This is a genomic window from Paenibacillus xylanilyticus (assembly GCF_013359935.1).
Lineage (GTDB): Bacteria > Bacillota > Bacilli > Paenibacillales > Paenibacillaceae > Paenibacillus > Paenibacillus xylanilyticus.
The window spans coordinates 495,914-515,577 of the sequence record NZ_JABMCB010000201.1; the positions used below are offsets into that span (position 1 = coordinate 495,914).

The 19,664-nt window shown below is 39.3% G+C and carries 20 protein-coding genes; 19 read left to right on the forward strand and 1 reads right to left on the reverse strand.

Features of this window, described 5'->3' with window-relative positions:
• Positions 1 to 568 precede the first annotated feature (568 nt).
• From thrC to HP552_RS26590, 18 genes are all read left to right on the forward strand, one after another.
• Positions 569 to 1,822, forward strand: coding sequence for a threonine synthase (gene thrC, locus HP552_RS26505; RefSeq protein ID WP_175398341.1), 1,254 nt, complete (start codon positions 569 to 571; stop codon positions 1,820 to 1,822).
• Positions 1,823 to 1,861: 39 nt separating this feature from the next.
• Positions 1,862 to 2,365, forward strand: coding sequence for a hypothetical protein (locus HP552_RS26510; RefSeq protein WP_175398342.1), 504 nt, complete (start codon positions 1,862 to 1,864; stop codon positions 2,363 to 2,365).
• A 9-nt stretch (positions 2,366 to 2,374) separates the two neighbouring features.
• Positions 2,375 to 2,926 carry a thiamine pyrophosphate-dependent enzyme gene (locus HP552_RS26515; protein ID WP_175398343.1) on the forward strand — a complete coding sequence of 184 codons (552 nt, stop codon included), beginning with the start codon at positions 2,375 to 2,377 and terminating at the stop codon, positions 2,924 to 2,926.
• Between the two features lie 44 nt (positions 2,927 to 2,970).
• On the forward strand, positions 2,971 to 3,984 hold the full coding sequence (locus tag HP552_RS26520) for a hydroxymethylglutaryl-CoA lyase-like TIM-barrel protein (RefSeq protein WP_281366159.1): 1,014 nt from the start codon (positions 2,971 to 2,973) through the stop codon (positions 3,982 to 3,984).
• 11 nt (positions 3,985 to 3,995) lie between these two features.
• Positions 3,996 to 4,898, forward strand: a complete 903-nt coding sequence (aepX, locus tag HP552_RS26525; protein WP_175398345.1) for a phosphoenolpyruvate mutase — start codon at positions 3,996 to 3,998, stop codon at positions 4,896 to 4,898.
• Positions 4,899 to 4,918: 20 nt separating this feature from the next.
• Positions 4,919 to 5,758, forward strand: a complete 840-nt coding sequence (locus tag HP552_RS26530) for a phytanoyl-CoA dioxygenase family protein (RefSeq protein WP_175398346.1) — start codon at positions 4,919 to 4,921, stop codon at positions 5,756 to 5,758.
• A 21-nt stretch (positions 5,759 to 5,779) separates the two neighbouring features.
• The gene (locus HP552_RS26535; protein ID WP_175398347.1) at positions 5,780 to 6,871 is read left to right on the forward strand and encodes a phosphoenolpyruvate carboxykinase (ATP); all 1,092 of its coding nucleotides are present in this window, start codon (positions 5,780 to 5,782) and stop codon (positions 6,869 to 6,871) included.
• A 1-nt stretch (position 6,872) separates the two neighbouring features.
• Positions 6,873 to 8,015 (forward strand): nucleotidyltransferase domain-containing protein, encoded by a 1,143-nt coding sequence (locus tag HP552_RS26540; RefSeq protein WP_175398348.1) that lies wholly within the window; start codon positions 6,873 to 6,875, stop codon positions 8,013 to 8,015.
• A gap of 15 nt (positions 8,016 to 8,030) precedes the next feature.
• The gene (locus HP552_RS26545; protein WP_109998201.1) at positions 8,031 to 8,270 is read left to right on the forward strand and encodes a hypothetical protein; all 240 of its coding nucleotides are present in this window, start codon (positions 8,031 to 8,033) and stop codon (positions 8,268 to 8,270) included.
• 23 nt (positions 8,271 to 8,293) lie between these two features.
• Positions 8,294 to 8,701, forward strand: a complete 408-nt coding sequence (locus HP552_RS26550; protein WP_175398349.1) for a YjbQ family protein — start codon at positions 8,294 to 8,296, stop codon at positions 8,699 to 8,701.
• Between the two features lie 16 nt (positions 8,702 to 8,717).
• Positions 8,718 to 9,866, forward strand: a complete 1,149-nt coding sequence (locus HP552_RS26555) for a pyridoxal-phosphate-dependent aminotransferase family protein (protein ID WP_246311058.1) — start codon at positions 8,718 to 8,720, stop codon at positions 9,864 to 9,866.
• On the forward strand, positions 9,859 to 10,128 hold the full coding sequence (locus tag HP552_RS26560; protein WP_175398350.1) for a glutaredoxin family protein: 270 nt from the start codon (positions 9,859 to 9,861) through the stop codon (positions 10,126 to 10,128). Before HP552_RS26555 ends, HP552_RS26560 begins: the two co-directional genes overlap by 8 nt.
• Positions 10,125 to 10,796, forward strand: a complete 672-nt coding sequence (locus tag HP552_RS26565) for a metallophosphoesterase family protein (protein WP_175398351.1) — start codon at positions 10,125 to 10,127, stop codon at positions 10,794 to 10,796. The genes HP552_RS26560 and HP552_RS26565 overlap by 4 nt, the downstream gene beginning before the upstream one ends.
• 16 nt (positions 10,797 to 10,812) lie before the next feature.
• Positions 10,813 to 12,042 carry an ATP-grasp domain-containing protein gene (locus HP552_RS26570; protein WP_175398352.1) on the forward strand — a complete coding sequence of 410 codons (1,230 nt, stop codon included), beginning with the start codon at positions 10,813 to 10,815 and terminating at the stop codon, positions 12,040 to 12,042.
• Positions 12,035 to 14,344, forward strand: coding sequence for a hypothetical protein (locus HP552_RS26575; RefSeq protein ID WP_175398353.1), 2,310 nt, complete (start codon positions 12,035 to 12,037; stop codon positions 14,342 to 14,344). Before HP552_RS26570 ends, HP552_RS26575 begins: the two co-directional genes overlap by 8 nt.
• Before the next feature lie 94 nt (positions 14,345 to 14,438).
• On the forward strand, positions 14,439 to 15,668 hold the full coding sequence (locus HP552_RS26580; RefSeq protein ID WP_175398354.1) for an ATP-grasp domain-containing protein: 1,230 nt from the start codon (positions 14,439 to 14,441) through the stop codon (positions 15,666 to 15,668).
• Positions 15,661 to 16,914, forward strand: coding sequence for an MDR family MFS transporter (locus tag HP552_RS26585; RefSeq protein WP_175398355.1), 1,254 nt, complete (start codon positions 15,661 to 15,663; stop codon positions 16,912 to 16,914). The genes HP552_RS26580 and HP552_RS26585 overlap by 8 nt, the downstream gene beginning before the upstream one ends.
• Positions 16,915 to 17,040: 126 nt before the next feature.
• Positions 17,041 to 18,183 carry an aminoacyl--tRNA ligase-related protein gene (locus tag HP552_RS26590; RefSeq protein WP_175398356.1) on the forward strand — a complete coding sequence of 381 codons (1,143 nt, stop codon included), beginning with the start codon at positions 17,041 to 17,043 and terminating at the stop codon, positions 18,181 to 18,183.
• Between the two features lie 48 nt (positions 18,184 to 18,231).
• Here the strand turns inward: HP552_RS26590 and HP552_RS26595 are convergent, their stop codons facing one another.
• A complete protein-coding gene (locus HP552_RS26595) occupies positions 18,232 to 18,837 on the reverse strand; it encodes a hypothetical protein (RefSeq protein WP_175398357.1) in 606 nt (201 codons plus the stop codon).
• A 122-nt stretch (positions 18,838 to 18,959) separates the two neighbouring features.
• Between HP552_RS26595 and HP552_RS26600 the strand changes: the two genes are divergently transcribed.
• Positions 18,960 to 19,526: a histidine phosphatase family protein gene (locus tag HP552_RS26600; RefSeq protein WP_175398358.1), complete on the forward strand. Its 567-nt coding sequence runs from the start codon at positions 18,960 to 18,962 to the stop codon at positions 19,524 to 19,526.
• The last annotated feature ends 138 nt before the right edge of the window (positions 19,527 to 19,664 follow it).

Genomic DNA, 19,664 nt, shown 5'->3' on the forward strand with positions numbered 1-19,664 from the left:
CAAAAGCATCGGAAGGTCGTCTAATTCCCCATCTGGGAAGAAGAAGGCCTTTCTTTTTTGTTTTGGAGATTCCTCTGAGCGAGTAACGGTGGCCTCATTCTCGTTCTACATGACCAGATATTGATCCATTCGTTCGCTGCTCTTTAGCTCGTTCATAGCCTCTGTTCCTTTTACCAGTTGGTGTTTATAGCTGGCCTTCCTCCTCCTTATACAAGGTTTTTTTAATTTGATTTAACTTATATCGTTGTTCTGAAATAGTTCATTCCTTTTTATAATTCGCTCAAAATTTGTCATTATTTAGAATAATATGTGATAAAAACTATCTTTTTCTTTTAAATTTAAAATATGAAAAAAAGTGCTTTTCAAGAGTAACGTCTTAGTGTAACATAGTGGAAAATAAAACCTTTTTTTGAATATTAAACAAGAATTAAGTCTAAATGACGAAGTTTATGCAATGGAACAGAAACTATCATTTTTTTGTAAAACCATCTTTAAATAACCTACTAGGACTACATGAAGTCAGAATAAGAGGGGGATAGGATAGACCCGGGAAGTCTATCGATAAAACATGAAGTATATCTGTATAAATTGTGAGACGGAGTATAGCGAATTCCGTTATACATGTACCTGCAATGGGATGCTGGATATTCAACAAGACTTTAGTGCAGTCGATACGGACGAATTAAAACATCTTTTTCATCAACGTTTGTCTGACCGCCGGTCCATATATGCCAGTGGTGTATGGAGGTATAAGGAGCTTATTTTTCCGGATGTGGAAGAAGAGATGGTTGTTTCGAAATATGAAGGGAATACAGGGTTGTACAGTCCGGAAACCGTGGAGCGATATGTGGGGGCAAGATCCGTATGGTTAAAAGCGCAAAGTGAAAACCCAAGTGGTTCCTTCAAAGATAATGGCATGACGGTTGCGGTTACCCATGGTAAATCCATGGGATACAGCAGATTCACTTGTACCTCCACAGGAAATACATCCTCTTCATTAGCGATGTATGCAGCAATCGCACAAACAAAGTCCTATGTTTTTGTGCCTAATAAAAATATTTCTTTAAATAAAGTACTGCAGACCTTGGCGTATGGTGCGAATATTTTCTCCTTCGAAGGTACATATGATAACGGAATAAAATTTTTAGAAGAACATAGTGAATCACTGGGCCTATATATCTGTAATTCGATTAACCCATTTCGGATTGAAGGTCAGAAAAGCATTGTGTATGAACTTGCACAAGACCTGAATTGGGAACTGCCAGATTGGATTGTGGTGCCAGGTGGAGCTCTGAGTAATGTATCGGCTTTAGGAAAAGGTCTTTCCGATCTGTTCGCCTTGGGTTTTATTGATAAATTGCCTAGAGTTGCTGTTATTCAGGCAGAAGGAGCCAGCCCCTTCTATAAGATGATTACTGCACAAAAACAAGTGCTTGAACCTGAGCCGCACCCATACACCTTAGCTTCAGCCCTTAATATTGGTGACCCACCAAGTTGGCGTAAAGCGATGCGTACGCTCAAGGAGACCAACGGTGCAGCCATGTCTGTCACGGATGAGGAAATTTTAAATGCTAAGGCCGTGGTAGATGCTTCTGGAATCGGTTGTGAACCTGCTTCAGCAGCAACGGTAGCCGGTGTCAAAAAGTTAATTCAAGCTAACATAATCGATAAGGACGAAACGGTTGCATGTATCTTGACAGGCCATATTTTGAAGGATACAGACGCGCTTCGTATGTATCACATTGAAAAGGACCACCCCTATTCCAATAAAATTATTTCATCTTCTCTTTCTATGGAAAGCATTATTGAGAAAGTAAGATAACGGTTTATACAAACTAACGTAGAGATGGAGATATTGTGAATGAGTAATGAAGCGTTAAGCATCACAAATGAATTATATGAACATGGCTACAATGCGTATACTGGAGTGCCATGTTCATTATTAAAGGGACTATTTAGGATTTTAGAAGATAAGGAGTATGTTGAAAAGAAAGAGATTGTCTATATGCCCGCAATTCGGGAGGATTCTGCATTAGGTGTTGCCGTAGGCATGCATTTAGGTGGCAGGAAATGTGCAATTTTAATGCAAAATTCAGGTCTGGGCTATTCGATGAATGTCCTGACATCCTTATATTCAATCTATCAAATTCCGGCTTTGTTAATCATCAGCTGGAGAGGGGCCTTTGAGAATGATGCAGTCGAACATGATCTCATTGGCGAGAGGCTTCTTCATGTGCTAGATGCTATTAAAATACCTTATGTGGAATTTGACAAAGAACATAGTGCAGCTTCTGTTAAAGCTTGTACTGAGCTTATTGAAAAGAATAGCATGCCGGTTGCTTTGTTGATTAAAGAGGCGATTTAAGGAGGCCATATGAGGAAAATAGAAGTTATAGAAAAATTGATTACAGATTATCCAGATGCTCATATCATATCAACTTGTGGATACATTACGCGAGATTTGTATAATGCCAGTGATAGGCCAGAACACTTTTATATGGTTGGTTCAATGGGAATGGCGGCACCTATTGCCTTGGGATTGGCCAAAACAAATCCTCAAAACACATTTATTGTTCTGGATGGGGATGGGTCGTTTGTAATGAATTTTGGTATTACGCTTATGATTGCCGAGCACAAACCCTCCAATCTTATCCATATTGTTTTAGATAACGAAATGCATGAAAGTACAGGGGGACAACACACTGTTCCCATCTCAAACTCAAAAGCAATCATGGAGAATATAGGGTATAACAAGGTGCATGTTATTGAAACTCTGGATCAATTCCCGGAGATCGTGGAAGAAGGCCCCGTTATGATTCATTGCAAGGTAGAAGCTAATTCAGGGAAAATTGGAAAACGTGTAGAGTGGACACCACAAGAAATTGTAAAACGCTTTACGTCTACCTTGGCTGTGAGTGTCTCTTGATTTGTACCTGTGAAACGGAGGTTTGAAACATTAGCCAAATATCGTTGCTAGATTGCACATTGAGAGATGGCGGAAATCTGAACATGTGGATGTTTACACCTGAAGAGATTAAACTGCTGATCCATCAATTGGATCATGCGGGCGTTGAGATTATAGAAATTGGATATCGCGGCGGATCGGGGAGCAATCGATCCACTCAGGTTGGAAGCGTTGCCAAGTGTGATGCTGAATTGATTCTTTCCCTTCCGCAACAACTTAGGTATTCACAGTATGCTGTCATGGTAATTCCTGAAGTCTGTGCACTTCGTCAACTTGAAGACTTGCGGGACTCATGTGTGACTTGGATTCGTATTGCTGCATACCCCCAACATGTGCAAAATGCATTAACCTATGTCTCTGTATTGAAAGACTGGGGATTTAAAGTTTGTTTGAACTTGATGTCAGCGAGTTATATTGGTGCTGGTGAATTAGCCATGATTGCCCAAGAGGCCGAACACGCAGGCGCTGACGTCTTTTATTTTGCAGATTCTTACGGTGCTTTTCATCCTGACGATATTACAACCATTGTAAATACATTAAAGAATAAGACAGAGATACCGCTTGGGTTTCATGGACATAACAATCTTGGGTTGTCTTTTGCTAATACGCTGAGAGCTATGGATTTAGGGGTGTCTTATATTGACACATCCATATGCGGAATGGCTAGAGGGGCAGGTAATCTGGCTACTGAGCAATTCGCAGCGGTCATGAATAAGTGGAAGCGGTATGAAGTGGAATATGATTTAACGCCCATATTACAGCTTTCCGAGTATTTCCTTGAGAAGGTATTAACGGTGCCGATGAAAATTGCCCAGCCGGAAATAATCTGTGGACTAAATAACTTACATTACTATTACTATCAGCACATTGATCGTGTCAGCAAAACGAATGGTCTTGATCCCATGTACCTTGGCTACCGAGTTGGTCAGCTAATGCCGCTTGGAGTCGACGCGGATATTGTGGAAAAGATAGGAGAAATAATTCAGTTGGAACAAGGAAGTACCATTCCCAAAAAGTGAGGAGATTTATTGTGAAAGCACAAAAACTCAGAAGTTTGTTTGCCGGTGATCAAATTATCCAAATCGTTGGAGCGCATGATGGATTAAGTGCAAAGCTGGTAGAGGAAGCGGGTTTTGACGGAATATGGGCAAGTGGTCTGGAAATTTCCGCAGTAAATGCTGTGCCGGATGCGAATATCCTCACGATGACGCAATATTTACAAGCCGCTGCTTCAATGGATGCTGTAACCAACATTCCGGTGATCGCAGATTGTGATTCGGGTTATGGAAATGTAAATAATGTGATGCATTTGGTACGTGAATACGAACGTAATGGTATTGCTGCTGTCTGCATGGAAGATAAATTGTTTCCCAAGTTAAATAGTTTTGCTGGGGGAGAACAAAAGCTCGCTACCATTGAAGAGTTTTCCGGAAAAATACGAGCTGCTAAGGATACACAGCGCAACCCTGATTTTATGGTAATTGCTCGAATTGAAGCACTCATTGCGGGTGCTGGAATGGATGAGGCTGTAGCAAGAGCGGAGGCTTATGAAGAATCAGGAGCAGACGCTATATTAATTCATTCCAAGAAAAATGATCCCTCTGAAATTTTACATTTTTTAAGTCTCTATTCCAATAGATTACCCATCATCCTGGTACCCACAACCTATCCTCAGATTAGTGCCTCAGAGCTGCAAGAGTATGGAGTAAAAATGGTTATTTATGCAAATCATGGACTCAGAACTTCCATCCACGCGATCAGACAAACATTCCAGCAGATCAAATTGGCAGGGAATACCTTACAGATCGAAGATAAAATCGCATCGGTTCAAGATGTTTTTAAATTGCAAGGGCTTCAAGAAATGCTTGATGCCGAAGACTACTATACAGAACAAAGATATAAAAAGGTGGAAGTGCCGGTTATAAGTAAATAACGATAAAGGAGCTGTTTGCCTTGTTAACCACTGATCAGCTGCAATCCTATCATAAGGACGGATTCATTTTATTGAAGAATGTAATATCAGCCGAGGATCTAGATAGGTTAAGATCGGCAATAGAATTGGTTTATCAAAAAGTTAACAGTGATCCTTTACAGTTCAAGACCAGGTATACCCAAAAGGATGAGGACTACGATACATGGGGTGTTGCGGACATCTTATCTCCGGAACTTCGTCACCCTTCTTTTGACGAGTTGTTTGCTAATCCGAAAATGATGTCTTCTATATCTCAAATCATTGGTGATCAACTTCGATTTTGGACAATGCATTCTTTCTGGGCTCCTCAAAAAGTGGATTACAATCTTGTTTGGCATCGTGATCAGCAAGATCCCTATGATTTTGATCAACAGGGACAAACTACGTTTCTGCTAGCCAATCTTTCTTTATATGAAGATGAAGCTTTTAAAGCAGTCCCTGGTACGCATATCAGAGCATTGAATGAACAAGAACTGCAAGCGATTTTAAACAGAGAATCGTCCCCCCTCCCTAATGAAGTCACACTGTATTGTGAACCTGGTGATCTCGTACTATTTAATGCTTTAATACTTCACCGTGGATCTACTAAAGCGGGTAGTGAAAGACGAACTGTCCATTTTAGCTTGCAAGCCAAGGACGAAGCGAAGGGCGGATATACGTCACGTCCTTGGATGAAGGATAAAGCATATAGAGAAAGTCTTCACCCTGTAACCCAAGAACTCATTACTTCCTTAATTGAATGGGAAGATTCGCATCCGATAAAGAAATCGTTGGCCGGAATGCGAAGAGCCTATAGAGATCATAATCACATTACCAAGTAATTTCTAAATATCTGAATAGAGGTGTTTGAGATCAAAACGATTACACTTCATTTTCTGAATTCAAACGTTGTTATGTTGGTTGAAGATGGAGTTCAAATAGACAGGGTGATTGACTTCTTCAGCACACATTTTGTTATCCATGAACCACTGGATGATACTTCTTCGTGTATAGCAACCATTCGTATACAAAAGGGAGCAGCAGATCCTGCAAATTATGCTGATAATCAGGGTTGGGAATCTGTATATATTCGAAAAAGTGCATCTGCATTTTTTACGATTCCGGCTGTGCGTCAGCAAATTGGAGAAAAAGAGTATTTATTCTGCGAGCATACAAATACGCTCTTAACGTTTGATGCTCCTAATAAATTCATTGACATTACAAGTGGCGACATAACCTCTGAAGCATTTAATTTGATTTTAATTGAGCTGATTAGAGATGTCGTGATTAAGAATGAAGAAAATGAAGGAACCGTAATTCTTCATGCTTCGTGTGCTTTCCGTAATGGCTTAGCCTACTTGATTACAGGGCCGAAAGGCTCTGGCAAAACAACGACAATCATGGAGTTGGTACATCGGTTCGGCTATCAATTAATGAGCGGAGACAAGACGTTTCTATTTGAAAAAAATGGTGTTCTGATGGCGAGTGGTTGGCCAGATTACCCCCATATCGGCATAGGAACACTTACCAAATACCCGGAAGTGATCAAGAAAGTAAATATAAACATGAATGCGGAAGAAATTAAGGATATTTGGTCGCCTAAACATAAGGTAGCCGTTGATCCCCAGCTATTCAGAGAACTAATGCCATCATCTGAACCAGGAGTACAATGCCCGGTGGCGTATATTTTTTATCCAACCGTTTCATCTTCTCCCCATTGCTTCATTGAATCGTTATCCAATCATCAAGATAGAATAGGAGAAAATATTGAAACGATACCCGAGAACAGCGACAGTTCCTGGAATCATTATATAGAAGTTAATCATGACAAGCTTCAATTATCTGTCAGCAAAATTACAGAAATGTTAGAGCAAGTGCAAGCGTTCCGAATCATCGGTTCAGGGGTACTGCCGGAACATGAGAGTATTTCATTACCACTGCATTTAGGAGGATAAAATGAACGAAAATATACAGCTTCAAGATCATGAAAGGCTTCTACTGCTCTGCTCACGTATTGAGATGACAGTAGAAAACGAAGAAGAAGCTAAAGTAATTATTGATAAGGGATTTGATATCGATACATTGGTTTCTTTGGCGAATCGTCACAAGGTGCTTCAGCTGATCGGCGGCCACTTACTTCGATTGGATCAATCAGGAAAAATTAAAAACATGTATAAGCGATTATTCAATTCCTACTATATCAGTAACAAACATCGTAATGAATTGATGTTTGCCGAAGGGTTGCAGGTCTTAAAGGCATTTGATCAAGAATCGATCAAAGCGATCCCCCTCAAAGGCTTTGTGCTTCTTCCAAAAGTATATAAAGATATGGGTCTTCGAATTTGTAATGATTTGGACTTCTTGATTGATTTATCGGATCGAAACAAAGTTTCTCAGGTGCTTAAATCACTTGGGTATGTGATTGGTGATTATGATTGGTCCAGTAACACGATAAACCAAGTATCGAGACAAGAGGAAATGCTTTGGAAAATGCATATTGGCAACATTTATCCGCATGTAAAACTTTCTGAGGACCCGATCGTAAGGCATATCGATATCGATTTTTCTTACGATGTTGATCTAAAGAAAAATTATCAAGCATCAAAAGAATTACTGGAGAATGCAGTACAAACTAATTTAGAAGATACACCTGCTTATTTACTTGAAGAAATGGATTTTTTGATTCATATCGCCATCCATTTATATAAAGAAGCAACCAACGTTCAATGGGTACTACTGCATGCCGATTTAAATTTGATTAAGTTTTGTGATTTGCGAGAATGTACGCTGAACCTGTTGGAAAGCGGGCGATTGGATTGGAATTTACTCGCAAAACGAGCCAAGGACCTGCTTGCAACTGAAGCGTTGTTCTACTCTTTTTACTATTTAGATTACTTGTATGATGAACATTATTCAGACGAGCTCCAACCGATTTTAAATATTAGAGATGAAACATTTCTCGAAAAGTACGGAGAGCTGGATTATGGTAGCGCCGTGAAATGGAAGAAATCATTTGTCGAGCGCTTTTTCTCCCTTTCGAATGCGGATGAATTAGAAGGAACCTCAAGACTGGAACAATTTAAAGAAAAAATGACATGAAAAGTAGGTGGAATTATGGATAATGAGTTGAAGCAAAAAGTAATCGAGATTGTCATGACAGTGACAAAGCTCGAAAAAACACCTGCGGAGCAAGAGATTTTGCCGATTGATTCCTTTGCATCCGTAGCCATTATTGTTAAATTGGAGGATGATTTTAGCATCATGTTTGAAGACAAGGATCTAGTTCTTGATAACTTTTTATCAATCGGCTCCATTGTCAACATGGTGACTGAAAAGAAATCATTAGTTAGCTAAATTTACGAACGTAGGAGCGCGCGATGTTAAAAGAAATAAAAATATCTTCGAAAGGCTCTGATCATTCCTATGATATTACAGAGCAAATTGAATGCTGCCTGGGAGACATGGAAAAAGGCAGTGGGATCGTACATGTATGTGCAGTTGGAAGTACGATTGGCTTAACCGTCATGCGTTATGAGCCCGGTGCGGTTCTAGATCTGTTACAGATGTTAAATGAAATAGCCCCCCATGAAAAAAAATATGAATACCAACATTTTCGTACGACTGGTGATATGAATGGAAGTTCCCACATCAAGAGTTCCATTTTAGGAACAAGTCTTTCGCTTCCTGTAAGCAATTATAAATTAGCAATGTCTCCCACCCATCGTGTTGTCTTATTTGATTTTGATTTGCAGGAAGCAACCCGTACCCTTTTTATTGATTTATAGAGAGGAAAATATAACTATGAAACTTCGTATGGCAACTCCGGGACCGACGCAGGTTCCCAATGAAATTTTAATGGCTGGTGCAAAGGAAGTCATTCATCATCGTTCACCACAAATGCAGACATTGATTGAGGAAATTAATCAGGAGCTTCCCAAATGGTTTCGGACACAAAACGATGTTTACATTTTACTTTCATCAGGGACCGGGGCGATGGAGGCGGCAATTTCTAATAGCTTAAATATTGGCGACAAGGCAATCGTAGTGTCCAATGGGTATTTCGGTGAGCGATTTGTAGATATTTGCCGCATTCAGGGTGTCGAAGTGGTAGAGATCCGCACTCCATGGGGAACATCTGCCTCAATGGAATCCATTGCGGCAACGTACGAACTGCACCCGGATGCAAAGGCCATCTTAGTAGTCTATAGTGAGACTTCTACAGGAGTTAAGAACGATATCCAAAGTATTGGGCAGTATTTTAAGGATAAAGATACGCTCGTTATTGTGGATGCAATCAGTGGTTTGTTATCTCATGCGCTAGAGATGGACGAGTGGGGGCTGGATATCGTACTCGCTGCATCACATAAAGGATTTATGATGCCACCTGGACTCGCTTTTGTTAGTGTGTCCGCAAAAGCATGGAATGTCATTGATCGGGTGAAGCCGCGCAGTTATTATTTCTCTTTTGCACGTTATCGCAAATTTTATCCGATGGCTCCTTCAAGCCCTGGTGTATCTCTGCTTCAAGCTCTGCAGGTATCTTTACAATTATTAAATCATGAAGGTTACGATGCTTGTGTACGGAGGCATCAAGGGATTGCTAAGGCGGTAGGAGCTGCACTTGAAGCATTAGGTTTTGAATTGTTCGTTCAGGATCCGAAGGTAAGAAGTAATACGGTTACCGTTGCTAAAGCACCTGGTGGTATGTCAGCAAAAATGTTACTTCAAATCCTCAGTAACAAATTTGGGCTTACCGTAACAGGCGGACAAGGTGAATTAAAAGATACCGGTATTCGAATTGGTCATGTCGGTGCAGTTGATGTAATCGACATAATGGGTATTTTCGGTGCTATTGAAATGAGTTTAAGCGAAATGGGCTATACCTTTGATCGAGGAAGTAGTCTGCAAGCCATTCAAAATTCATTAGCGGAGGAATCAGTCTATGTTTAAGTTATACCAAAGAGAAAAATGTCCCTATTGTAAGCCTGTGAGGGAACTGTTAACCGACCTGGGTGTTTCTTACATCAATATCAATGTTACGAAAGAAAGATCCGAAAGAACAGAACTGATTGAGCTTACGGGTGTACCTTTTGTCCCGGCTCTGCATGATGGAGATCATATTCTTGCGGGCCGCTTAGAAGATAACCAGCATATTCTTGAATACATTCAACAGCATTTTTCCAAAGTAGAACAGGACGTTAGTGCGAAATGAAGATTGCTTTAATTGGCGATATTCATAGTCGGTTTGCTCAAGCGGAACAAGTGGTAACCAAAATACGTACAGATCAAACTGAAGCGGAAATCATATGTATGGGTGATGTTTTTGAAGTGGAGAAAAAACCCGTATATTCAGCGGATGAAACTGCGATAGAACCGATGCCATTATCCGACTATGTTATGGATTCAACGCATCCATTTATCCATACACTTAATACGTTTCCAGGCGTTATCGGTAATCAGGAAGAAAAACTGATGAAGCTCATGCCTTCAACGCAAATACCTGAAAATATCGCTATCTTTTTAGGTTATCCAAGAGAAATTACCAAAGGGGATCTGCTCTTTATCCATGGTCATCAGCTGTCATGGGTAGAGAGGGACCCCGATGTGTTCCATCCATTAATTGAAAATGCAATGTTAACTTATCGGCTTTGTTTTTATGGTCATAATCATGATCAAAGATTATTTGGTGTCAATCAGGTCGATGGAGAGATGCTTTATGAAGAAATCCCCATTCAGTTGGGGAGTCCGATACCTTTGGACAAGTATGAAAAATACCTTATTAATGTTGGAGATATAAAGAGCACACCTTCAAAATGGGCGATTTATTGTAGTGATGCGGATACCATAACCTTTTATGAGTTATCCCCTGCCAAAGTATAGAGAGGAGTATCTCATTGTGGCTATTTTAATAATCAATCGAAGAGATCATGCCATCACACCCTATGAAAGCTGGTTAATCTCAACAAAACAAAAACTAGTGATGTTGTCTTCCTCCGAATACCAGTTAAGTTATAATCACGTTGTAAATAACTATGAACACATGGAATGGTTCGATCATTTTTCGGTCAATGGTAATGTCGAGAAGCGAGCTATTGCTCTACATAAAATATACAAGTTCACTGCCATTATTGCTATTTCTGAATCAGATCTGATTCGTGCAGCGGAATTACGGGACTATTTAGGCATTCCAGGCCAAACGATGGAGAGTGCTTTAGCATTTCGCAATAAAGTGATGATGAAAGACAAACTAAAACATTCAGACATTCAGCTGTCGCCTTATTGCAAGGTAACTTCTAGTCTGGACGTATTGAAGTTTGTTGCATCTCATTCCTATCCAATCGTAGTGAAGAAAGTAGACGGGACAGGCTCCAAAGAAGTAGCGATCATTCATACAGAATCAGAACTGGAGCACAGATTAGAAGAAGGCTTCAAGGGAGAATGGATCGCGGAGAAATTTGTATCGGGACGAATTTATCATATTGATGGTCTTGCCATGAAGGGGGAGCTTTTATTTTGCTGGCCTTCTGTATACATTAATTCTTGTCTCGCTTATATGGATGCGAAACCATCAGGAAGTTACATTCTAGAAGCTGATAATCCACTTGTTAAGCGGTTGAATGAGATGGTAAACCAGATTTTATCCTATCTACCATGCCCGGAGATTATTGCATTCCACGCGGAGGTTTTCCACACAGAGGATGATGAATTAATATTGTGTGAGATTGCCAGTCGTGTAGGTGGTTCGAAGATCGGTATAACATTAAAAACGGCCTTTAATATTGATTTAATGAAAACATGGGTTCAAATGCAATGTGGTATCCCGATATCCTGGGAATCCGTTGAGAGAGAGCCGCGGACGATCAGTGGTAATGTGCTTGTCCATCCAGGGAAAGGTACGTTTTTAGGCCCCCCAGAAACGGAGTATCCGGATGAGATAATCGATTTTGAGCTTCTTGCATCCTCTAACCAACACTTTAACTATGGTCGTAACTGCAATGATTGTCTGGCTTCCTTTGTATTAATTGCCAATAGTGAACAGGATATAGAAGAACGATTACTGGCAGCAGTGGATTGGTTTCAAACGTCAATGAAATGGGACAATGGAGAAATCATTCAACATGCATAATCCTTCTGTCATATTTCGTTCATTGCCATCTAAAGATCAGCTGCGCTTATTTGTTAAAGATCGGATTGGAACAGTGGGTTCACTAAAGGTGGTGCCTGTTTTCGAAGAAAATCAAGAAAGCATCTTTGCTTTTCTGGAAAAAGAAGATTGCGCACATCTATTCTCGGAAAGCCCATACATACCCGTTGCTTCTGAGATCCATTGTACAGACTCCATCGAAGAATTGATTGCACAGCATAATGCTGCTCTGCCCTCTACCTGCCGCGAAGTTTGTCTGTGGGTGGAGAGTTCAACGTGGGGGGTGGAAGAATCCCTTTTTGCGTTATTATATGCTATTTATTTTAGCAAGAAAGTGGTAAGCCTGAATAGCTTGGATGAGTTCACCCAAAATAAAGGGCTAAGTGTCAGAGGCCACGATGACTCTTGGTTTTTTATTATGCCTTACTCACTCCTAGATGGAGAAAGTAATCTTAAACTAGCTCATTTTGCAAAGCCCATGGGATTTCTTCCTTTTACCGATTACACTACTTTAAGTTTATATTTGTTGAAGCGTATCGTGCTAGAGGACAAGTTAAATAGCAGTATTCGGATGAATTCTGTGCTGGCCAATCGGATTAAACTCCGAGAGGATGAGGCCATACAGGCCGTCGCGGGTCAGATGGAAACCCATTACCTACCTCGAGATCATTGTTCCCTGGAAAGCACATCAGACTTCATGTTCCGACAAAGCAGGCTGCTCGAGTTTAACTACATGTCACATTGTCGCGAATGTGCGATCGTAATGAATGATTATTTGTTTTGTAGTGTGCAGGCAGGTGAACCCGATAATGATAACAACACTGAAGAATGCAATAAATTTGCACCACGCTGCCTGCTGCACACAGACCAATGCTGTATCGAAAATCGCAAACGGCTTTCCATCAAGGACCTGTATGCCAAATTTCTGTTTTTGAATGGCTGCAACCTTGGTGACGGAGCACAGAGCTTTATTCCATACCGTCATACGATCGTTAGAAACCTTATAGAAGGGCATGCACTAAGCGTCATTACAACACCAAGTATTAAAATCGGTGATGTTTCTGAGAATATTCTGGCCCATAATATATCGAAATACGGGTATACCGAAGGGGTCAAAACACAGTTTATCAATGAATTCCTTAGGTATAGCGGTATTGAAAACAACTATTACTATCAAATTGGAGATCCCAACTTGATCTATGGGGGTCTTAAAGTCAAGAAGACTTGTGTGTCCATGACTGATGCATCAAAGGTCGAAGTCACCCTGTCTGATATAGCTCAAGAAACATATGCTGAGGTTGATATTCAGGTGGAAGAATCGAGTTTGCATGGGTTGGATATTGCGAAAATATCCCTTATGGACTCTGATCATAGACAAATACCTTTACATCAGAAGAAACTTTACTTCGCTTTTATTAAAAGTGATGATTCCAGTGTGAAATTGCTTTTGTTCTCAAACCAACCGTTTGAAAGTGATGAGATTCATGTGGTCATAACCGTACAAAATCATGTGGAAGAAGCGATGAAGCGAATTGAAATCTATCAAGATAGCCTGGACTTTTTTAGGGAATGTGTTTCCATAGGCAGCCAATTAAAAGGGAAAATAGAGGATGTCTATAACTACTGGAAGTCCATCCCTTATTTATATCGTCGATATCGCTACTGCTTACAATCGAGGAGCAAGCTGGAAAATACGCTTCGCAAATTGGAACAGAAATATTTGAATTTGAGTCATGAAATATATAGTCAGATGGTTTCCTATACAAGGAGCAAGAGGGATATATTTTTTGAAAAGATAAGCGAAAAGCGTACGAATATCACTGCGCTTGCCTTTACTTCTACTTGTTATGATTGTGGTTATGCAAGTGCAAGATTTGAATCTTCGATTATGACAGGTCCAGGGAAGTCAGTGAAACGAATAAGTTATAAATGTTTTCAGTGTGGATGCATTTCTGATTTTCCTGAGGCTGCATTGTCGATCAAAGGGAATCCATATCTCCGTTTTGGGAGAGAGGGTTTAGAGGCGAAATTGTATGAGATAAGTAATCAGCAAAATGTGCCTCTCGAAATAAACATTGCAGGGATTAGCATTGATAGCGAACTTATTGATGTGGAGATTGATCAGGATAAATTGGAAATTCAGCCGGGGGAAAGTTCATCCATATTTATTAAGTTGAAGCCAAGCTCGGAATTAAAGCAAGGCGTTTACTTGTTCTCTTTTTACATCTTGGTAAACAGCCAATTCTATTACTTATCCAAAACATTTGGATATGAAGAAAAGTAATAAATACAATTAGTGAGCAGGCAGTCACTCCAATATAAGTGGCGTATTAGAATTCATATTGGATTGCAATTATTAGTGAAATGGAGTGGAGCTTGTGCGAACGGTTATCATAAATAGGTTTTCTCCGAATACAGTCAATTACGAAGAGTGGCTCAGTGGTATTAATAGTGAATTCATAATCTTTTCGAAGCATAAACATATCGAGCATTTTGGTGATTTCTTCGATGAGAAAATTGGATATGAGAATGTCGATACTGACGAAAGAGTCTATTCCGCAATTGTGCAGCTTCATCAAACAAAGAAAATTGATTGGATCATTGCTGCTCACGAATTTGATTTATTGAAAGCTGGACAGCTTAGAGAATATCTAAATATTAAAGGGCAAACTGCGGAAAGTGCACTTGCTTTCAGGGATAAAGTTGTTATGAAAGAGAAGGTTTCCGAAGTAGCTAATGTACCTGCGTTCGTAAGAATAAATCATGTATTTGATTTAATAGAGTTCAAAAAGAAACATGGTCTTCCTATTGTGATCAAGCCGGTGGATAGCGCGGCTTCTGTAGGTGTAAAAATCGTCCGTGATGAAACCGATTTTGAGCGTCTTCTAGCTAACGGTCTCGACAAGAATCTGGAGGCTGAATGTTTTGTTGATGGAGACATGTATCATATCGATGGATTATACGAAAAAAATAAAATTTTATTGTATAGCCCTTCCCGCTATATCAATGGATGCCTAGCTTTTCAGGATAATAACTATTTGGGCTCCGTGATGTTAGATAAAGAAGACTTGCTATATGAAAGACTTCAGCAAACATTGCTATCCGTATTAAATGCACTCCCCGTACCCGACCATCCTATTGCATTTCATGCAGAGTTTTTTCATACTGCTAATGATCAAATATTATTATGTGAAGTCGCCTGTCGTGTGGGTGGAGGGGAAATTAATGAAGGTGTAAAGTTTGCGACCGGAATTGATATATTACAAGAATCTATAAGATCCCAATGCGGTCAAACCATTAAATTAAACCAGACCTCGAATAGACTAACGGGTTGGATGTTAGTACCTCCTCAAAACGGGAAGTTGTTATCTGTAGATTCTAATCTGCCCTTTGAATGGGTACTAAAGTGCACCATTAAAGAAGAAAACATCGGAAAATCATTTAATGGTGCCGAATCAAGCGTAGATGCCATTGCTTCACTATTAATATATGGAGATAGTCAGACAGAGATAGAAGATCGACTGCATATGTTGTATTTATGGTTCCAGGAAAACACCGTGTGGGAATACCGCACTGAACCCGTCATCATAGGAAATTCTCATGAGTGAATTTTTTCAATTGCATCGAAATGTAAGACTGAGGGTTATTATTATTTTTTTTAGTACCCTCACATCCAACATGATCTTTCCTTTTATGTCTATCTATTTCGCCAGATTTATTGGAATTAGTGCAACAAGTTTAATTCTCTCCATTGCCATTTTGTGTAACATGACTGCAGGTATGTTGGGAGGATATTTCTCGGACCGAATAGGACGTAAGAAATTGATGATTTTATCAGAGGGATTACGTGTAATCACGTACCTCATGTTATTGTTATCAAACTTACCCGGTAACGCTTTTCCTTATATAACCATCGTATTTTTTGTGATGAATAGCATATGCTCCGGTTTATATGGTCCCGCCTCAGAAGCCATGCTCCTTGATGTAACTAATTCAGCACAGAGAAAATTAATGTACAGTATATTATATTGGGCAACCAACCTGTCCATAGCTTTGGGGGGCACGCTTGGAGCGTTACTATTCAATAACCATTTATTCTTTTTATTCATGTTGTTATTATTCTCTTCCATATGCTCGTTCATCATTACTTACAAATTTATTGTAGAAACAAACATGCCCCAAGAGGAGCAAAACAAAAAGAAAAATGTATTTAAGGATCTATTTGTTAATTATAGGACTGTAATGAAAGATTCTCTGTTTATCCTTTTCATCCTAGCTAGTATGTTGTTATTTTCGATTGAAAGCCATTTGGCAAATTTTATAGCCATTCGCTTAGAAAATAACATTCAGGATTTTGTACTGTCACCTCTAAATTGGACGTTAGATGGAATACAGGTTTACGGTTATTTGAGAACAGAGAACACGATACTTGTCATTATTCTTTCAATTATTTTCACGCAATTCATAAAAACATGGCCTGAAAAAAGAACGATGTTTATAGGGTTTTTGATGTATATTTTTGGTTATGTCATTTTATCATACAGCAATCAAGCGTGGATTTTATTCGGGATAATGGTAATAGCGGTTTTAGGTGAAGTGCTTTTTGTGCCTATTTATGAATCCCTTCTAGGAGATCTTGCCCCTGATCATTTGCGAGGTTCTTATTTGGCACTTAACAAAATTGCCACTAAAGGTGCTAGTTTGATTGGTGCAATAGGGGTTTATTTAGCACATGTTTTATCACCAATAGGCATTACCATTTTTGTTGGTTTATCTGGCGTGATCGCGATCCTATTGTTATATATGATTATGCCCGCAATTTATGAGCGTCGTAAACAAATCAATGAAATATAGTATGTATTGAATTAGGAGCAGGACTTCCCTAGATCATTCTGAGAGTCCTGCTTGATTTTGTTTTGATTCATTATGTTACACTCTTCAATGCTTTGTATAGTTTCAATCCGAAGGAGGTAATTAGTCATGTCTATACAGGTTCCTGTTACAGGGGTGCTAAATGAAAAACAAGCACACGCACTCACTTTAAAATTGGCCTATAGTATGGAGGGAATAAGTGCATGTACATACGACGAAATCAATAGAGAGATCATTATTGAAAGTGAGAACGAATCCAAAACGGAATATTTGCTTGATATTGTCCACAAAATGATCCTTGAAGAAAAAGAAATAAGAGCAATGGGATCTCGCTTGATTAAAACGCAAAATCAACAAAAGCGAACCTATCCTAAAATTGATCAAACTGAGATAGCGAATTATTTTGATTTAAATGGAACAATGAAAAAAGAACTCGCAGTAGAACTGTATTCCATATTTGATTTGATTTTTCAAAGCATCAGCCAAAACTACAACGCAAAAAACAGAAAATATTCAGCTCTTATTCAACGTGAGGTAATGGATGTATGTAAATATGTAAATTACTTCCCTCAAAATGCATACTTTGTAGCTGAATTGCCTCATGACTATTACGCACTCAAACAAGTTAAAATTGAAAATGATATTCAAAATTCCGTTAGGTTAAATGAATTTATGCTTTCGCCTGCTGTATGTTTTCATTGTTACCAGGAGCTAAAAAATCAAAAAATAAAAGATTCGATCGTTTTTACGGCTGAAGGAAGCTGTTTTAGACACGAAGCAGCCTGGAGAGTTGGCCAACATCGAATGAACGAATTTTCAATGAGAGAAATTATTTATTTTGGACAACCAGAGTTTGTTTGCCAAATACGTAATGATATTTTAGAGGAGATCTGGGATCTGTTCAATGAATTAGGTTTTTGCGGTAGAATAGAAACTGCGCACGACCCGTTTTATTTCCCTCAGGATTCCCCACGAGCACAACATCAGATGCTTGCAGATATGAAATACGAATTAGTTGTGGAGATTCCCAATTCAGATATTTCCTTTTCCATCGCCTCATTTAATAATGTCAAAGATACGTTATGTAGGGAATTTGATATAACGTCCTCAATGGATAAAAAACACCTGCACTCTGGTTGTGCAGCATTTGGTATTGATCGTTGGGTCTACGCCTTAATGTCCACTTTTGGGTTGGATCTCCAATGTTACCCGCAAAAAATCCGTGAATATTACAGGAGATCAACACTGTGAATTTACATTAGCGTGTATTAAATTGATATAAAATTGGTGTTTATAAACTTAATTTAGGTTGTATTTCTCCATAACTGAGTCTCGGAATGCTTCGTATTCTGATAATTCTTGAGAAGTGAAGGATTGTTGCCAATTAGTTTGATTATTTTCTTCTAAGCTGAACTTCCCTAAGTTATCATTGATTAACCCATACTTACCATAGGAGTTTCTCAGCAAAAAAAGAACACTGTTATCACCCTTCTGCAGTTCTACATAGTCATTAGCTGTATATTTGACGTCTCCTGCCAGGCTGACGGGTTCAATGATCGTCAATTCGTTCTGATTAGAAGAAAAATCATCGGGTTTTTTCAATATCTTCTCAATCTTAATGTTTGTATTGGTGTGAAAGGACTGCATGATTCCATCATCAAATGCAGTAACGACATGCTCTCGATCTCTAAAGTTTTCTGTGGCATAACCAATGACGATCAGTTTAGCAAATGCATCCAGCTTGTCTATTTCATGAAGGGTTAAGGAATTGGGCGAGAGGTTGACCACTTGATGAATGGGCTCATCCGGTTTCGAATGACCATTCACATAAGCAATTGTAACAACAGAGACAGCCAGTACAAATAATATAGAGATTAAAACATACTTCTTTTTAGAAAGAGACATGATCTCGTCCTCTCTTTTATATTTAATTTCCTTGCGAGATATTGCTTCATTTCTACTATACACATATCTGAAAATTATTGTAAATTGAATTAGATAAGTCAGAAGAATTCAAGGAGGGGCATATGAAGACCATCGTTTATATGGTTAGGCATGCGGAGTCACCTTATACGGAAGGAACGGAAAGGACGAGGGGACTTACCTTGAAGGGCAAAGTAAATGCAGCCAAAATAACAGAAATATTAAAGGACGAAGGAATACATACCATCATCTCAAGTCCGTATGCCCGAGCTTTCCTAACCTTGGAGGGGCTGGCAACAGCTCTGGAATTAGATATTCGGATTATGGAGGACCTTCGGGAAAGGCATTTTTCAGATGATATGATTACGCATGAAGAACTTATGCCTGCTTCGAAGAGGATGTTTGAAGATCCCGATTATGCATTACCAGGAGGGGAGTCTAACACGGTTTGCCAGAATAGAGCTGTGGACGTGTTCAAACAGATTTTAGAAGAATATAAGGGGACAAAAGTAGCTATTGGCACGCACGGACATGTAATGACGTTGATGATGAATTACTTTGATGCAAGTTACGGCTTCGATTTTACGAATCAAACCAGCAAACCGGACATCTATAAACTCCAATTTGAAGAGATGGAATTAGAGAAAGTAACAAGGGTATGGGAAGAATAGGGTACAAGGGAATGCGTGAGAACGCTTGAACGTACATTTGTGTGCAGGTAATGTGGATATTTATTTATATTGAAAGTATTGGTTCCAATGACGTTACAAAACGTATTCCATGAAAACGTGGTAATTGGGCTGAACTGA